Source organism: Saccharothrix sp. CB00851 (assembly GCF_001905065.1).
In the GTDB taxonomy this organism is placed as follows: Bacteria; Actinomycetota; Actinomycetes; order Mycobacteriales; family Pseudonocardiaceae; genus Actinosynnema.
Window position 1 is genome coordinate 122,113 of the sequence record NZ_LWLC01000017.1, and the last position, 16,469, is coordinate 138,581.

The following is a 16,469-nucleotide window of genomic DNA, read 5'->3' on the forward strand; positions in this document are numbered from 1 at the left end:
TCCTCGACCTGACGTCGGTGCGCCTCGCAGGTTACCCCTCGGTAGTTTTGCGCCGGGCGAAGTACCTGTCACCCGACCGTTGGAGTTCCAACGGCTGGTCGAACGTCTTCGACAGGTTCTCCTCGGTCAGCACGTCGTCCAGCAGGCCTTGCGCCACGATGCCGCCGTCACGCAGCAGCAGCGCGTGCGTGAAGCCGGGCGGGATCTCCTCCACGTGGTGCGTGACCAGCACGATCGCCGGCGCGTCCGGGTCCAGCGCGAGCTCCGACAGTCGGGCCACCAGGTCCTCGCGACCGCCCAGGTCCAGGCCCGCCGCCGGCTCGTCCAGCAGCAGCATCTCGGGGTCGGTCATCAACGCCCGGGAGACCAACGTGCGCTTGCGCTCACCCTCCGACAACGTGCCGTAGGTGCGGTCGGCCAGGTGCTCGATGCCCATCGTGGCCAGCAGCTCCCTGGCGCGGCCGGTGTCGAGCTTGTCGTACTCCTCGCGCCAGCGGCCCAGCACCGCGTACCCGGCGCTGACCACCAGGTCGACCACCTTCTCGTCGGCCGGGATGCGCCCGTTCAACGCCGACGACGACAGCCCGATCCGGGGCCGCAGCTCGGCCATGTCGGTCCGGCCGATCCGCTCGCCGAGCAGGTGCACCTTCCCCTTGGTCGGGTGCAGCTCCGCGCCGGCCAGCCTCAACAGCGTGGTCTTGCCCGCCCCGTTCGGGCCGAGCACGACCCAGCGCTCGTCCAGCTCCACGCTCCAGTCGACGTCCCCGACCAGCGTGGTCTTGCCACGTCGAACCGAAACACCCTGCATGTGGATGACCAGATCTTCGTTTTCCACGCCTGCCCTCGCCCCGTCGGTGCATCGCCGCCGCCATTGTTCTTCACCCCCTACCGCCGGTGGTCCGGCGGGGGGAGGTATGGGTGGGGTCGGTGAACCTCAGCGCGCTCATGCCCACAGCGGTCGTGTCTGCTGGAAAGATCGGGCGTATGGCTGCCGACTCGATCCTGCTCGCGGGCCGACCGTTCCCCCTCGGGGCGCACCCCGAGGCCGGAGGTGTGCGCTTCGCGGTCTCGGCACCACCCGCGCACGCGGTGGAAGTGTGCCTGATCAGCGAAGACGGCACCGAGGAACGGGTCGAGCTGACCGAGCGCACGTTCGGCGTGTGGCACGGGTTGATCTCCGGCGTCACGCCCGGTCAGCGCTACGGCTACCGCGTGCACGGCCCATACGACCCGTCCCGGGGCCTGCGGTGCAACCCGGCGAAGCTGTTGGTCGACCCGTATGCGACGCGGATCACGGGCACCCTTTCCGCCCTGGACGCGGCGCTGGGCTACGTGGGCGACCCGATGCTCGGCGGGCCGTCCGCGGTCGACTCGCTGGGCAGCGTGCCGCTGTCCGTGGTCACCTCGCCCGGCGGGCCGGACACGGGCGTGAAGCCGGAGGTGCCGTTCGAGGAGGCGGTGATCTACGAGCTGCACGTGCGCGGGTTCACCAAGCAGCACCCGGCCGTGCCCGAGCACCAGCGCGGCACCTACCTGGGGCTGGCGCACCCGGCCGTGCTGGAGCACCTGACGCGGCTCGGCGTGACGTCGGTGGAGCTGCTGCCCGTGCACGCGTTCGTGGACGAGCCGTCGTTGATCCGCGGCGGCAGGCACAACTACTGGGGCTACTCGCCGCTGAGCTACTTCGCGCCGCACCCCGCCTACGCCAGCGAGCCGGGCCGCGAGGTGGAGGAGTTCCGCACGATGGTGGCCGCCCTGCACAACGCCGAGATCGAAGTGATCATCGACGTGGTGTTCAACCACACGTGCGAGGGCGGGCCGGAGGGTCCCACGCTGTCCTACCGGGGCTTCGACGCACCCGGCTACTACCTGCACATCGACGGCGGCGGCACGCTCGACATCACCGGCTGCGGCAACACCACCGAGGCCGGGTCGCCGCAGTTCGTCCGGCTGGTGACCGACTCGCTGCGGTACTGGGCCACCGAGATGGGCGTGGACGGGTTCCGGTTCGACCTCGCGTCCACCCTGGGCAGGCCGGGCGGCGGGCGGTTCGACCGGGCGTCGGCGATGCTCACCGCGATCACGCAGGACCCCGTGCTGTCGCGGTGCAAGCTGATCGCGGAGCCGTGGGACGCGACCGGTGACGGCTACCGGGTGGGTGACTTCGGGGTGCAGTGGGCCGAGTGGAACGGCCGGTACCGCGACACCGTGCGCGACTTCTGGCGCGGCATGACCAGCGTGCGCGACCTGGCCTACCGGCTGTCCGGCTCGTCCGACCTGTACGCCGACGACCTGCGGCGACCGTGGCAGTCGGTCAACTTCATCACCGCGCACGACGGGTTCACGCTGCGCGACCTCGTGTCGTACAACGAGAAGCACAACCTGGCCAACGGCGAGGACAACCGTGACGGCACCAACGACAACCGGTCGTGGAACTGCGGTGTCGAGGGCGAGACCGACGACCCCGAGGTGCTGGCGCTGCGAGCACGGCAGGCGCGCAACCTGTTCGCCACGTTGATGCTGTCCACCGGCACGCCGATGCTCACCGCCGGTGACGAGCAGTGGCGCACGCAGGGCGGCAACAACAACGCGTACTGCCTGGACGACGAGACGTCGTGGGTCGACTGGAAGCTCGCCGGCGAGGGTGAGGCGATGCTGGCGTTCGCCCGGCGGGTGATCGCGGTGCGCTGGGCGTCACCGGCGTTGCGGCAGCCGCAGTTCTTCGACGGCCGCACCACCGCCTCCGGCGCGCCCGACCTGGTGTGGTTCCGGCCGGACGGCGAGGAGATGGCCGAGACCGACTGGTTCGACGAGGGCCGCCGGTTCCTGGGCATGTGGATCGACGGGTCGAACAGCCTCTCGCGCTCCCGTGACGGCGAACTGGTGTCGGACGACTCGTGGCTGCTGCTCGTGCAGGCGGGTGCGGACCCGATCGAGGTCACCCTGCCGGGGCCCGAGTACGGCGGGCGTTACGAGCCGACGATCGACTCGACCACCGCCGACGGCACGCCCGCGCTGGAGGGCAGCCTGGCGGCAGGAGCGACCGTCGTGCTGGAGGGCCGCTCGCTGTTGCTGCTGCGCGTGCCGAACTGACCACCCCGTTGCCGGAGATCCTCCGGTTCGACCCGGAGCGGCGCTGGTGGGCGCGGCTCGGGCTGACCGAGGGCGTCGAGCTGTGGCTGCTGAGCCGGCTGCCCGGTCAGGGCACCGAGCCGCACGACCACGGCGGCGCGGCGGGCTCGCTCACCGTGCTCACCGTGCTCACCGGCGAGCTGGCGGAGGACTACCGCCACCCCGGCGGGCCGATCCGCAGTGCTTCGCGGCCCGTGGACAGCGCGCTGGGGTTCGGCGCCGGGCGTGCGCACCAGGTGGTGAACCGGGGGTGCCGTGGGCGCGGCGAGCGTGCACGCCCACTCCCCGCCGCTGGTGCCGACCCGGGAGTACCGCAGCGTCGCCGACATCCCGCACGAGATCCAGCCGTTGCCCGCCCGGCGGCTGCCGTTGGAGCAGCTGCGCGTTCTGGCCGACCAGGAGGGCCCGTGAGTGCCGAGGAGTTGCTGGAGGAGGCGCGCCGGTCGTTGAGCCGGGTGTCGCCGGAGGAGCCGGCCGGGTTGCCGGACGTGCTGGTGGTCGACATCCGACCGCACCACGACCGTGCGGCGGAGGGCGAGGTGCCCGGCTCGATCCCGGTGGAGCGGATCGTGCTGGAGTGGCGGCTGGACCCGGGCGGCGAGCACCGGATCCCCGGCTTCACCGCCGACACCACCGTGGTCGTGCTGTGCAACGAGGGCTACGCCTCCAGCCTGGCCGCCCGCGACCTGCAACGCGTGGGCCTGTCCCGCGCCACCGACCTGGTCGGCGGCTTCCGCGCCTACGCCGCCGCCGGCCTCCCCGTCCGCCAGGGCGCCACCCAAGCCGTCACCTGACCCGAACGTTCAACTCACCGCACCTGAACGTAGGACACACGCGTTCCGAACGTAGGACACGCGCGAGAGTCGTACGTTGAGCCCGCGCGTGTCCTACGTTCGGAACGGCCGTGTCCTACGTTCAGGACCCCCGAGTTGAACGTTCGGGAACCGCGGGCGCGGCGGTCGCGTCTCCTGGTCGTGTGGAAAGTGCTGACCGGGCTGGTCCTGGTCGTCCTCGTGGTCTGGCGGCCGGGTGTCGCGACGTTCGGCGGGGCCGCGGTCGGGGCGTGGGCGTTGCACGCGGTGCTGCAGCTCGGGTTGCTGGTCGGCGCGCTGGTGTTCCGGGTGCGGGTGTCACTGGTCGAGATCGGTGTCGGCGGTGAGATCGGCACGTGGACGCGGCCGCAGCGGCGGGTGGTGTGGCGGACGGTCCCGCTGCTGATGTCGGTCGGCCTCACGTCGATCAAGGCGCCGGTCCGCCATCGCCTGTGGTTCACCGGCCTCACGGCGGCGGTGCTGTCCTCGGCCGTCGTGGCGGTGGTCTGGCTCGGCGCGCTGGTCTGGTCGGACACCGACCAGCCGTTCCTGCGCGGTTTCGCCGTCGCGGGCACGGCGGTGCTGGTCAACGGCCTGTGGCCGCGGCGCGGCGCGGGCACCACCTCACCCGGCTGGTTCCTGTTCGGCCTGCCCCGCGCGTCGGCCCGCACGACCGCGGAGTACGAGGCAACACCGCTGGTCAACCAGGTGACCGACGCCCTTGCGGTCGGCGACCTCGACCGGGCCGAGGCGATCGCCGACGAACTGGTCGAACGCCACCCCACGCTGCTGGTCGCGATCGGCGCGCACGCCTCCGTGCTGACCTTGCGCGCCAAGTACGGCGAGGCGTTGCACGCGGTCAGCCGCCTGGTGGGCCGCACCGACCTGGAACCTCGCGACATGGCGTTCGTCCTGGCGGCGATGGCCAGCTCCACCGCCAACGCCGTCGAGGGCGGCCAACTGCCCGCGGACGTCGGCGTGCCCGCCGCGAGACGAGCCGCCGACGGCGCGATGAGCCTCGGCTACCCGCGCTACCGCTGCACGGGCACGTTGGCACAACTCGCCCTGATCGAGGACGACCACGCCGCCGCCCTCGCCCTCGCCAGGCAGGCCAAGGCCACCAGCGAGACCGGACTGGCCCGCGCCGACGCCCTCGCCACGATCGCCCGCGCGCAGATGGCTGCGGGTGACAACGCGGCGGCACGCGAGACCCTGGTCGAGGCACAACAACTCGCCGGCTGGATGCCCCGGGTCGCGGAAACCACGGCCCGGCTCAACATCTCCTGAACCGAACTAGGCCGGCGGATTCGGCAAGGTCGGCATCCCGTCGGGCGGCACCGGCAGGCCGCACGTCTGCACCGCGTCGGCCACCGTCTTCAACCACGCCTGCACCTCACCGCGCAGCTTCCCCGGATCCGGCGCCACGGCACCGGGCACGACCTTGCTCAGCACGCTGAACAGCCCGGCGAACACCGCCATGGACTGGGACAGGCACAGCTCCGGCCCCTGCGCCCGGACCTCGGCCGGTGCGGTCGTCGGCGGCGTGGGCAGGCACTTCGCCGCCGTCATCGCCACCAGCAACCGGAGCACGTCACCCAGCGGCGCGGCGACCTTGTCCGGCGCGGGCGGGTTCGCGGCCAACGGCTCGATGGCCTTCTTCAGCGTGTCCGCGAGCTGGGTCACCAGTCCCGCGCACGCGGCGGGAGGTTCCGCCGAGTGCCGTGGCGCCGACGCGGCCGGGATGACGGCCACCGCGAGCACCACGGCGAGCACCGTGCCGATCGTCGCGAATTTCCTCACGCCGCAAGCGTAGGCACGAACACACCGACACCTCTCGGCGAACAAGCCGAGTTCACCCGACCGAAGAAACCCCCGGGCGGAAGCGTGAAAAAGCGCCGAACCGGATGACCGCCGGTCACGCCGACGGTCATCCGGTCGAGCGATGTCAGCTCGCCAGCACGACCCGACCGAGTTCCGCGGGTGACGCGAGCAGGTCGTGCCGCGGCAGCACGCGCACCGTGTAGCCGACCGCGCCCGCGTGCGGCAGCGGCACCTCGATCTCGTAGTTGCCGTTGCCCGCGTAACGCATCCCGTGCGTGACCACGTCGTACAGCTCGTCGGAGTCGCCGACCCGGCCCAGCGCCACCTGAACGTCCACTTCGGATGGTTCCAGCCCGGCCAGCTCGACCCGCGCCCGCACGCCCACCGGCGCGCCGAGCTGCGGCGTGGCCGACCCGTTCAGCGACATCTCCGAGTCCAGCACCCGCACCCGCGTCCACGACGCCCGCAGCCGCTGCCGGTACGCGGCCAGCTCCTTCGCGCCACGGAAACCCTCGCCGACCACCGAGGAGGCCGACGACGCGGCGGGCGCGTACAGCTTCTCCACGTACTCGCGCACCATCCGCGACGCCTGCACCGCCGGGCCGAGCGACGCCAGCGTGTGCCGAACCATGGCCAGCCACCGGGTCGGCACGCCGTCCTCACCGCGGTCGTAGAACAGCGGCGCGACCTGGCTGCCGAGCAGGTCGTACAGCGCGGCGGCCTCCAGGTCGTCGCGCCGGGTCGGGTCGGTGACGCCGTCCGCGGTCGGGATGGCCCAGCCGTTGCTGCCGTCGTACAGCTCGTCCCACCAGCCGTCGCGGATCGACAGGTTCAGCCCGCCGTTGAGCGCCGACTTCATGCCGGACGTGCCGCACGCCTCCAGCGGGCGCATCGGGTTGTTCAGCCACACGTCGCAGCCCCAGTACAGGTACCGGGCCATGGACATGTCGTAGTCGGGCAGGAACACGATCCGGTGCCGCACGCCCGCGTCGTCGGCGAACCGCACGATCTGCTGGATCAACGCCTTGCCGCCGTCGTCGGCGGGGTGCGACTTGCCCGCCACGACCAGCTGCACCGGCCGTTCGGGGTGCAGCAGCAGGGCGCGCAGCCGGTCCGCGTCACGCAGCATCAGCGTGAGCCGCTTGTAGGTCGGCACGCGGCGGGCGAAGCCCACCGTCAGCACATCCGGGTCGAACACCGAGTCGGTCCAGCCCAGCTCCAGCGCCGACGCGCCGCGCTGCAGCCACGACTGGCGGGTGCGGCGGCGGACCTCGTCGACGAGCTTGGCGCGCAGGTCGTTGCGCAGCTCCCACAGCCGCTGGTCCGTGACCGGCTCGAACCCGTGCGGGCCGACGCCGGAGTCCTCCGCGTCGCCGACGAGCCTGCTCATCTCGGTCGCCGCCCACGTCGGGCCGTGCACGCCGTTGGTGACCGAGCCGATCGGCACCTCCGAGGCGTCGAAGCCGGGCCACAGGGCGCGGAACATGTCCCGGCTGACGGTGCCGTGCAGCTTGGAGACGCCGTTGGCGCGCTGCGCGAGCCGCAGGCCCATGTGCGCCATGTTGAACAGGCCGGGGTTGTCCTCCGCGCCCAGCGCCAGGATGCGCTGGGTGTTCACGCCCGGCAGCAGCGTCTCGGCGCCGAAGTAGTGCTGCACCAGGTCGACGGGGAACCGGTCGATACCCGCCGGGACCGGCGTGTGCGTGGTGAACACCGTGCCCGCGCGGACCGCCGCCAGCGCCTGGTCGAAGTCCAGGCCCTCGCCGGTGACCAGTTCGCGGATGCGTTCCAGGCCGAGGAAGCCCGCGTGGCCCTCGTTGGTGTGGAACACCTCGGGCGCGGGGTGGCCGGTCAGGTCGCAGTACGTGCGCACGGCGCGGACGCCGCCGATGCCGGCCAGGATCTCCTGCCGGATGCGGTGGTCCTGGTCGCCGCCGTAGAGGCGGTCGGTGACGCCGCGCAGGTCCTCGTCGTTCTCCTCCACGTCGGAGTCGAGCAGCAGCAGCGGGATGCGGCCGACCTGCGCCTTCCACACCTTGGCCCGCAGGACCCGGTCGCCGGGCATGGCGACGTGGACCAGGATCGGCGCGCCGGACGGCTCGGTGAGCAGCTCCAGCGGCAGGCCGCGCGGGTCGAGGACCGGGTAGTGCTCGATCTGCCAGCCGTCCAGGGACAGGGCCTGGCGGAAGTAGCCGGACCGGTAGAGCAGGCCGACCGCGATCAGCGGCACGCCCAGGTCGGAGGCCGCCTTGAGGTGGTCGCCCGCCAGCACGCCGAGGCCGCCGGAGTAGTTCGGCAGCGCCTCGGTGACGCCGAACTCCATCGAGAAGTAGGCGATCGCGTTCGGCAGTGGGTGCGCGTCGTGGTCGCGGCGCTGCGCGATCTCGTCCTGGCGGCGCTGGAACCAGCGGGGTCCGGTGGTGTAGCGGTGCAGGTCGTCGGCCAGCGCGCGGGCGTGCGCGAGGAACTGCTCGTCACGGGAGAGCGCTTCGAGGCGTTCGGGCGCGACCACGGACAGCAGCCGCAACGGGTCGCCGCTCTCGGCCCACGACTCGGGGTCGACCGACGCGAACAGGTCCTGGGTGGGCTGGTGCCACGTCCAGCGCAGGTTCGTGGCGAGGGTGCCCAGGGCCGCCAGCGGCTCGGGCAGACTGGCTCGGACGGTGAACCGGCGAAGTGCTCGCATGGCGTCGGACCTTATCCCCCATCCAGCGGTGCGGGACAACGGTCACCCGAACCGATGCAGGGACCGATCCAGCCTCACCAGCGGAAACGGCGCGCCGCAAGTTATTTCAACCACAGCGCGCAAACGGCAACGCGGCTGCCGCTGCGTGACGACGGCGGCGATCATGAACACGACCGTGTGATCAAGATTCGCCCGATCGGTCCGGCGTGGCTCGACTCGAGAGCTGATCACGACCTGGGAATCTGCTCTTCCATCGCGAGACGGACACCACCGCCAAGTGTGCAATCCAACCAGAAGGGGTAGGAACAGCAGGTACGGGTCCCGGTGACGGCTGGTCCGATCGCTGCGGGCAGACTTGCACGCGCAAGCGTCACACCAGGTGAGAGGGGCGCTGCCGATGAGCGGACGACTCGGAATCGACGAGGTCTCCCCGACCGTGAGCGGCGGTCGCTACCCGGCGAAGGCCGTGGTGGGCGAACACGTCCCGGTCGAGGCCACGGTGTGGCGCGAGGGCCACGACGCCGTGGCCGCCACGGTGGTGTGGCGGGGGCCGAACGACCGGGTCGCCAGACAAACCCGGATGGTGCCGCAGGGCGTGGGCCTGGACCGCTGGGCCGCCACGGTCGTGCCGGACGCCGAGGGCGCCTGGACGTTCCGCGTGGACGCCTGGAGCGACCCCTGGAGCACCTGGCAGCACGCCGTCGAGGTCAAGATCGCCGCCGGCCAGAGCGCCGACGACCTGGCCAACGACCTGGAAACCGGCGCGCTGCTGCTCGACCGGGTCAGCCGCCGCCCGGACCGGCGCAAGGACAAACCGCTGCTGGTCAACGCGGCCACCGCGCTGCGCGACGAGCACCGCCCCCTCGCCGAGCGCGTCGCACCCGCCCTCGCGAGCGACGTCCGGCGGATCATGCACGACCACCCGGTGCGGGAGCTGATCACCAAGGGCAAGCCGCAGAAGGTGTGGGTCGACCGCAAGCGGGCGGCGTTCGGGTCCTGGTACGAGTTCTTCCCCCGCAGCACGGGCGGCGTGGACGAGGCGGGCGTCCCGGTGCACGGCACGTTCGTCACCGCGGCCAAGGAGCTGGACCGCATCGCGGCCATGGGCTTCGACGTCGCCTACCTGCCCCCGATCCACCCGATCGGGCGAGTGAACCGCAAGGGCCCGAACAACACGCTCACCGCCACCGAGGACGACCCGGGCTCGACGTGGGCCATCGGCGCGGACGAGGGCGGGCACGACGCGATCCACCCCGAGCTGGGCACGATCGAGGACTTCGACGCGTTCGTGGCCCGTGCCCGCGAGCTGAACCTCGAGGTGGCGCTGGACCTCGCGATCCAGTGCGCCCCCGACCACCCGTGGGTGCTGAAGAGCCCCGAGTGGTTCACCACCCGGCCGGACGGCTCGATCGCCTACGCGGAGAACCCGCCGAAGAAGTACCAGGACATCTACCCGGTCAACTTCGACAACGACCCGCAGGGCATCTACAACGAGGTGCTGCGCGTCGTGCTGCACTGGGTGGACCACGGTGTGCGGATCTTCCGGGTCGACAACCCGCACACCAAGCCGCCGGACTTCTGGGCGTGGCTGATCTGGGCGGTCAAGGACCGCTACCCGGACGTGCTGTTCCTGTCCGAGGCGTTCACCCGACCGGCCCGCCTGTACGGCTTGGCCAAGCTCGGCTTCACGCAGAGCTACACCTACTTCACCTGGCGCACGACCAAGGAGGAGCTGACCGAGTTCGGCACCGAACTGGTCGAGCACTGGGACGAAGCGCGGCCCAACCTGTTCGTGAACACCCCCGACATCCTGCACGAATCGCTGCAGCACGGCGGTCCGGGCATGTTCGCGCTGCGCGCGGCGCTGGCGGCGACGATGGCGCCGACCTGGGGCGTGTACTCGGGCTACGAGCTGTTCGAGCACGAGGCCGTGCGTCCGGGCAGCGAGGAGTACCTGAACTCGGAGAAGTACCAGCTCCGCCCCCGCGACTACGCGGCGGCGGTGGCCGAGGGACGGTCGCTGGAACCGTGGTTGCGCAAGCTGAACGCGATCCGCCGGGCGCACCCGGCGCTGCAGCAGATGCGAACACTCCGGTTCCACCACATCGACAACCTGGCGTTGATCGCCTACTCCAAGCAGGACCCGGGCACCGGCGACACGGTCGTCGTCGTGGTCAACCTGGATCCGCACAACGCGCAGGACGGCACCGTCTGGCTGGACCTGCCCGCGCTCGGCGTCGACTGGCACGAGCGGCTGATCGCGCACGACGAGGTCTCCGGGGAGACCTGGGACTGGGGTCAGGCCAACTACGTCCGCCTGGAACCCTGGCGCGCCGCGGCGCACATCGTGGGCGTCCAGCGCAGATTCTCCTAGGGCGCGGTTCAGCAGCTAGCGCGAACAACTCAGCCCGGTCCCCTTTACCCAGCCCCCGTGCCCGCCGAAGAGCACGAGGGGCGACCGAACGCACCCCCAATGAGGTGGGACGAGGTGGAGCACACATGCAAGAAGAGGCCCGACCCGACGCCGCGCTGGTAGGCCTGGAGAACGTGCCGCACACCGGCGAGGCCATCGGCGCCGACGGCCTGCTGGTCGAACCGCAGGCCGAGGACTTCCGGTCGGCCAAGCTCGTGCCGCGCGAGCGTGACTGGTTCAAGGGCGCGGTGTTCTACGAGGTGCTCGTGCGCGCGTTCAGCGACTCGAACGGCGACGGCACCGGTGACCTGCGGGGCCTGGCGTCCCGGCTGGACTACCTGGAATGGCTCGGCGTCGACTGCCTGTGGCTGCCGCCGTTCTACGCCTCGCCGCTGCGCGACGGCGGCTACGACATCTCCGACTTCCGCGCGGTGCTGCCGGAGTTCGGTTCGGTCGAGGACTTCGTGTACCTGCTGGACGAGGCGCACCGGCGCGGCATCCGGGTGATCACCGACTTGGTGCTCAACCACACCAGCGACGCGCACCCGTGGTTCCAGCAGTCGCGGATCGACCCGGACGGCCCCTACGGCGACTACTACGTGTGGAGCGACGACGACCAGCGCTACGCGGACGCGCGGATCATCTTCGTGGACACCGAGTCGTCCAACTGGACCTACGACCCGGTGCGCGGCCAGTTCTACTGGCACCGGTTCTTCTCCCACCAACCCGACCTGAACTTCGAGAACCCCCACGTCCAGGAAGCCATGCTGGACACGCTGCGGTTCTGGCTCGACCTGGGCATCGACGGGTTCCGGCTCGACGCCGTGCCGTACCTGTTCGAGGCGGAGGGCACGAACTGCGAGAACCTGCCGCGCACGCACGACTTCCTCAAGCGCTGCCGCAAGGTCGTGGACGACGAGTACCCGGGACGGGTGCTGCTCGCGGAGGCCAACCAGTGGCCGTCGGACGTGGTCGAGTACTTCGGCAACCCCGAGGTCGGCGGCGACGAGTGCCACATGGCGTTCCACTTCCCGCTGATGCCGCGCATCTTCATGGCCGTGCGGCGGGAGTCGCGGTTCCCGATCTCGGAGATCCTGGCGCAGACGCCGCAGATCCCGGACGGCTGCCAGTGGGGCATCTTCCTGCGCAACCACGACGAGTTGACGCTGGAGATGGTCACCGACGAAGAGCGCGACTACATGTACGCGGAGTACGCCAAGGACCCGCGGATGAAGGCGAACATCGGCATCAGACGACGTCTGGCGCCGCTGCTGGAGAACGACCGCAACCAGCAGGAGCTGTTCACCGCGATGCTGCTGTCGCTGCCCGGCTCGCCGGTCCTCTACTACGGCGACGAGATCGGCATGGGCGACAACATCTGGCTGGGCGACCGCGACGCGGTGCGCACGCCGATGCAGTGGACCCCGGACCGCAACGCGGGGTTCTCCAGCTGCGACCCCGGCCGGATCTACCTGCCGGTGATCATGGACCCGGTGTACGGCTACCAGGGGCTCAACGTCGAGGCGCAGCTGAACAACCAGTCGTCCCTGCTGCACTGGACGCGGCGGATGATCGAGGTGCGCAAGCAGCACCACGCGTTCGCCGAGGGCGACTTCACCGACCTGGGCGGCTCCAACCCGAGCGTGCTGGCCTACCGGCGGCGGTGGCTGCGGCCCGACGGCCACGAGGACGTGGTGCTGTGCGTGAACAACCTGTCGCGCTTCCCGCAGCCGGTCGAGCTGGACCTGTCGGAGCACCACGGCAGCAGGCCCGTGGAGCTGACCGGCGGGGTGGTGTTCCCGACCGTGGGTGACCTGCCCTACCTGCTGACCCTGCCCGGTCACGGCTTCTACTGGTTCCAGCTCGTGGAAGCCGGCGACGACAGCGAGCCGAGGTGATGGACGTGACCGAACCGCACGACCTGGTCGACAAGGTGATGGCCGAGCTGCCCGAGTGGCTGCCCGCGCAGCGGTGGTTCGGCGGGAAGGACCGCCCGGTCACCTCGATCCGCCCGCTGCGGACGGCGGTCCTGCGGGCCGAGGAGCCCGTGCTGGTGCACCTGGTGGTGGAGGTCGAGCAGCCGGACCGGCGCGAGCCGTACCAGCTGCTGGTCACCGACCACGTGGACAACTACGACGCGACGCACGTGCCGGAGCTGACCGGCGCGCTGCTCGACCTGATCGCCGAGGGCGCCGAGGTCGAGGGCCTGCGGTTCGCGCACGAGCCGGACGTGGAGCTGCAGACCGGGCTGCGCGGCAGGCCGATCACGTCCGAGCAGTCCAACACCTCGATCGTGTTCGGCAGCCAGTACATCCTCAAGCTGTTCCGCAAGCTGACCTACGGCGACAACCCGGACCTGGTGCTGCACCGGGCGTTGCGCCAGGTCGGGTGCGAGCACATCGCCCAGCCGCTCGGGTCGATCACGGGTCGGCTCGACGGCCAGACCACCACCGTCGGCATGCTGCAGCAGTTCATGCCTGACGCGGTGGACGGCTGGGCGATGGCCACCACGAGCGTGCGGGACCTGATGGCCGAGGCCGACCTGCACGCCGACGAGGTGGGCGGCGACTTCGCGGGCGAGGCGCAGCGGCTCGGGCAGGCCGTGGCCACCGTGCACGCGGACCTGGAGCGCGCGCTCGGCACGCAGCACGCGGACGCCGAGGACATCGAGCGGACCGTGCGGGCGATGGTGTCGCGGCTGGACGAGGTGGCCGCCGCGGTGCCCGAGCTGCGGCCGTACGTGCCCGCGTTGCGGGAGGCGTTCGAGCAGGCCAGGGACACCCCGGACGCGGTGGCCGTGCAGCACATCCACGGCGACCTGCACCTCGGCCAGGTGCTGCGGACCGTGCAGGGGTGGCTGCTGATCGACTTCGAGGGCGAGCCCGGTTCGCCGATCGCCGAGCGGACCGAGCTGCGCTCGCCGTTGCGCGACGTGGCGGGGATGCTGCGATCCTTCGACTACGCGGCGCACCAGCTGTTGGTCGGCCAGCCGGAGGACAACCAGCTGACCGTGCGGGCGCTGGAGTGGGCGCGGCGCAACCGCGCGGCGTTCACCGAGGGCTACGCGGAGGCGGCGTCGGAGTCGATCGGCGACCCGCGCAAGCGGGGCTACCTGCTGCGGGCGTTCGAGCTGGACAAGGCCGTGTACGAGGTCGCGTACGAGCACGCCAACAGGCCGGAGTGGTTGACGGTCCCGTTGTCGTCGATCGCGCGGATCACTGGAGAGGGAGCGGTGCAGTCATGATCTCGCCCGAGGACGTCGACCGGCTGCTGGCCGGGGCGCACCACGACCCGCACTCGGTGCTCGGCGTGCACCACGTCCCCGAGGGCGTGGTCGCGCGGGCGCTGCGGCCGGGGGCGACCGCGGTGGCCGTGATCGCGGGTGACAAGCGCTTCGAGCTGGACCGGGTCACCGACGGGTTGTTCGAGGGCGAGCTGCCCGAGCACCCGGCAGGCGACTACCACCTGGAGGTCGAGTACGGCGACGACCTCGTCGAGGTGGACGACCCGTACCGGTGGCTGCCGACCGTCGGCGAGCTGGACCTGCACCTGATCGGCGAGGGTCGGCACGAACGGCTGTGGGACGTGCTGGGCGCGCGGGTGCGCACCTACGACACGCCCAACGGCACCGTCTCGGGCGTCTCGTTCGCGGTGTGGGCGCCGACCGCGCGCGGTGTGCGGGTGTGCGGCGACTTCGACGGCTGGGACGGGCGGGCGAACCCGATGCGGTCGCTCGGCTCGTCCGGGGTGTGGGAAATCTTCATCCCCGGCATCCCGGAGGGCACCCGGTACAAGTTCCGCATCCTCGGCCGGGACGGCGGGTGGCACGAGAAGGCCGACCCGATGGCGTTCGCGACCGAGACACCGCCCGCGACGGCGTCGGTCGTCACCCGGTCCGCGCACGAGTGGGGTGACGCGGAGTGGCAGGCCAAGCGGGACGCGACGCAGTGGATCAACGCGCCGATGAGCGTGTACGAGGCGCACCTGGGCTCGTGGAAACCCGGGTTGGGGTACCGGGAGCTGGCCGACGAGCTGGCGGACTACGTGGTCGGCGCCGGGTTCACGCACGTGGAGCTGATGCCGGTGGCCGAGCACCCGTTCGGCGGGTCGTGGGGCTACCAGGTGACGTCGTACTACGCGCCGACGTCGCGGTTCGGCTCGCCGGACGACTTCCGGCACTTCGTGGACGTGCTGCACCAGCGCGGCGTCGGCGTGATCATGGACTGGGTGCCGGCGCACTTCCCGAAGGACTCGTGGGCGTTGGCCCGGTTCGACGGCAGCGCGCTGTACGAGCACGAGGACCCGCGCCGCGGTGAGCACCCCGACTGGGGCACGCTGGTGTTCGACTTCGGGCGCAACGAGGTGCGCAACTTCCTGGTCGCCAACGCGCTGTACTGGATCGAGGAGTTCCACATCGACGGCCTGCGGGTCGACGCGGTGGCCTCGATGCTGTACCTGGACTACTCGCGGCAGGAAGGGCAGTGGCTGCCCAACCAGTACGGCGGGCGGGAGAACCTGGACGCGGTGCGGTTCCTGCAGGAGCTGAACGCGACCGTCTACAAGCGCCACCCCGGTGTGGTGATGGTGGCGGAGGAGTCGACGGCGTGGCCCGGCGTGTCGCGGCCGACGCACCTGGGCGGCCTCGGGTTCGGGTTCAAGTGGAACATGGGCTGGATGCACGACACGCTGCACTACCTGTCGCGCGAGCCCGTGCACCGGTCGTTCCACCACAACGAGATCACGTTCTCGCTGGTGTACGCGTGGAGCGAGAACTTCGTGCTGCCGCTGTCGCACGACGAGGTCGTGCACGGCAAGGGGTCGCTGTGGCAGCGGATGCCCGGCGACGGCTGGAACAAGGCCGCGGGGCTGCGGTCGCTGCTGGCGTTCATGTGGGCGCACCCGGGCAAGCAGCTGCTGTTCATGGGCGGTGAGTTCGGGCAGCGGGAGGAGTGGTCGGAGAGCCGGTCGCTGGACTGGCACCTGCTGGAGTCGCCGTTGCACAGCGGCCTGCACCGGCTGATCGGCGACCTGAACCGCGTCTACCGCTCCTCGCCCGCTTTGTACAGCGCGGACAACCGGCCCGAGGGGTTCTCGTGGATCGACGCGAACGACTCGGCGGGCAACGTGCTGAGCTTCCTGCGGATCGGTGAGGACGGCTCGGTGCTCGCGTGCGTGGCCAACTTCGCCGGCATGCCGCACCACGACTACCGGGTGGGTCTGCCGGTGGCGGGGCGGTGGCGCGAGGTGGTGAACACGGACTCGGAGGTCTACGGCGGGTCCGGTGTCGGCAACCTCGGCGTGGTGGAGGCCGAGGAGCACCCGTGGCACGGCCGCCCGGCTTCGGCCGTGCTGCAACTGCCTCCGGCGGGCGTCCTCTGGCTGGCACCGGAAACCCCGATGGTCACCACCACCGTCACCAGCGCCGACACCGTGGAGGCCGCCGCCGACCCGACCCGTGTCGTCGAGGCCGCCGACGTCACCGACACCATCGACGTCACCGATACCACGCCGAACCGGACCGCGTTGGATAACACCTGACCAGGAAGGTAAAAGAGAAAAAGCGTCCTCGCCGGACGCTGGCGTTTTAACCCGTTTGTGCTGGTCG

The 16,469-nt window shown here is 71.0% G+C and carries 10 protein-coding genes and 1 pseudogene; 8 read left to right on the plus strand and 3 right to left on the minus strand.

Annotation, left to right across the window (positions count from 1 at the left end; translation table 11 throughout):
• Positions 1-31: 31 nt before the first annotated feature.
• Entirely contained in the window at positions 32-808 is a 777-nt protein-coding gene (locus A6A25_RS18555) for an ABC transporter ATP-binding protein (RefSeq protein ID WP_073891765.1), read from the minus strand.
• Between the two features lie 176 nt (positions 809-984).
• Here A6A25_RS18555 and glgX point away from each other — a divergent pair, with 176 nt between their 5' ends.
• The 4 genes and pseudogenes from glgX (at position 985) to A6A25_RS18575 (ending at position 5,231) form a co-directional block, all read left to right on the plus strand.
• On the plus strand, positions 985-3,093 hold the full coding sequence (gene glgX / locus A6A25_RS18560) for a glycogen debranching protein GlgX (RefSeq protein WP_198932759.1): 2,109 nt from the start codon (positions 985-987) through the stop codon (positions 3,091-3,093).
• Positions 3,087-3,543, plus strand: a pseudogene (locus tag A6A25_RS42275) (cysteine dioxygenase); the annotation flags it as partial. The gene glgX and the pseudogene A6A25_RS42275, both read left to right, overlap by 7 nt.
• Positions 3,540-3,926, plus strand: a complete 387-nt coding sequence (locus A6A25_RS18570; protein ID WP_073891802.1) for a rhodanese-like domain-containing protein — start codon at positions 3,540-3,542, stop codon at positions 3,924-3,926. The pseudogene A6A25_RS42275 and the gene A6A25_RS18570, both read left to right, overlap by 4 nt.
• A gap of 135 nt (positions 3,927-4,061) precedes the next feature.
• Positions 4,062-5,231, plus strand: coding sequence for a hypothetical protein (locus tag A6A25_RS18575; protein ID WP_241828776.1), 1,170 nt, complete (start codon positions 4,062-4,064; stop codon positions 5,229-5,231).
• A gap of 6 nt (positions 5,232-5,237) precedes the next feature.
• Here the strand turns inward: A6A25_RS18575 and A6A25_RS18580 are convergent, their stop codons facing one another.
• Both A6A25_RS18580 and glgP read right to left on the minus strand, forming a co-directional pair.
• The gene (locus A6A25_RS18580; RefSeq protein ID WP_073891767.1) at positions 5,238-5,744 is read right to left on the minus strand and encodes a hypothetical protein; all 507 of its coding nucleotides are present in this window, start codon (positions 5,742-5,744) and stop codon (positions 5,238-5,240) included.
• A gap of 145 nt (positions 5,745-5,889) precedes the next feature.
• Positions 5,890-8,451 carry an alpha-glucan family phosphorylase gene (gene glgP / locus A6A25_RS18585; protein WP_073891769.1) on the minus strand — a complete coding sequence of 854 codons (2,562 nt, stop codon included), beginning with the start codon at positions 8,449-8,451 and terminating at the stop codon, positions 5,890-5,892.
• A gap of 397 nt (positions 8,452-8,848) precedes the next feature.
• Here glgP and A6A25_RS18590 point away from each other — a divergent pair, with 397 nt between their 5' ends.
• The 4 genes from A6A25_RS18590 (at position 8,849) to glgB (ending at position 16,402) form a co-directional block, all read left to right on the plus strand.
• On the plus strand, positions 8,849-10,825 hold the full coding sequence (locus A6A25_RS18590) for an alpha-1,4-glucan--maltose-1-phosphate maltosyltransferase (RefSeq protein ID WP_073891771.1): 1,977 nt from the start codon (positions 8,849-8,851) through the stop codon (positions 10,823-10,825).
• Between the two features lie 125 nt (positions 10,826-10,950).
• Positions 10,951-12,762: a maltose alpha-D-glucosyltransferase gene (treS, locus tag A6A25_RS18595; protein ID WP_073891773.1), complete on the plus strand. Its 1,812-nt coding sequence runs from the start codon at positions 10,951-10,953 to the stop codon at positions 12,760-12,762.
• A gap of 5 nt (positions 12,763-12,767) precedes the next feature.
• A complete protein-coding gene (locus A6A25_RS18600; RefSeq protein WP_073891805.1) occupies positions 12,768-14,108 on the plus strand; it encodes a maltokinase N-terminal cap-like domain-containing protein in 1,341 nt (446 codons plus the stop codon).
• Positions 14,105-16,402, plus strand: coding sequence for a 1,4-alpha-glucan branching protein GlgB (glgB, locus tag A6A25_RS18605; RefSeq protein WP_241828777.1), 2,298 nt, complete (start codon positions 14,105-14,107; stop codon positions 16,400-16,402). Before A6A25_RS18600 ends, glgB begins: the two co-directional genes overlap by 4 nt.
• Positions 16,403-16,469 lie beyond the last annotated feature (67 nt).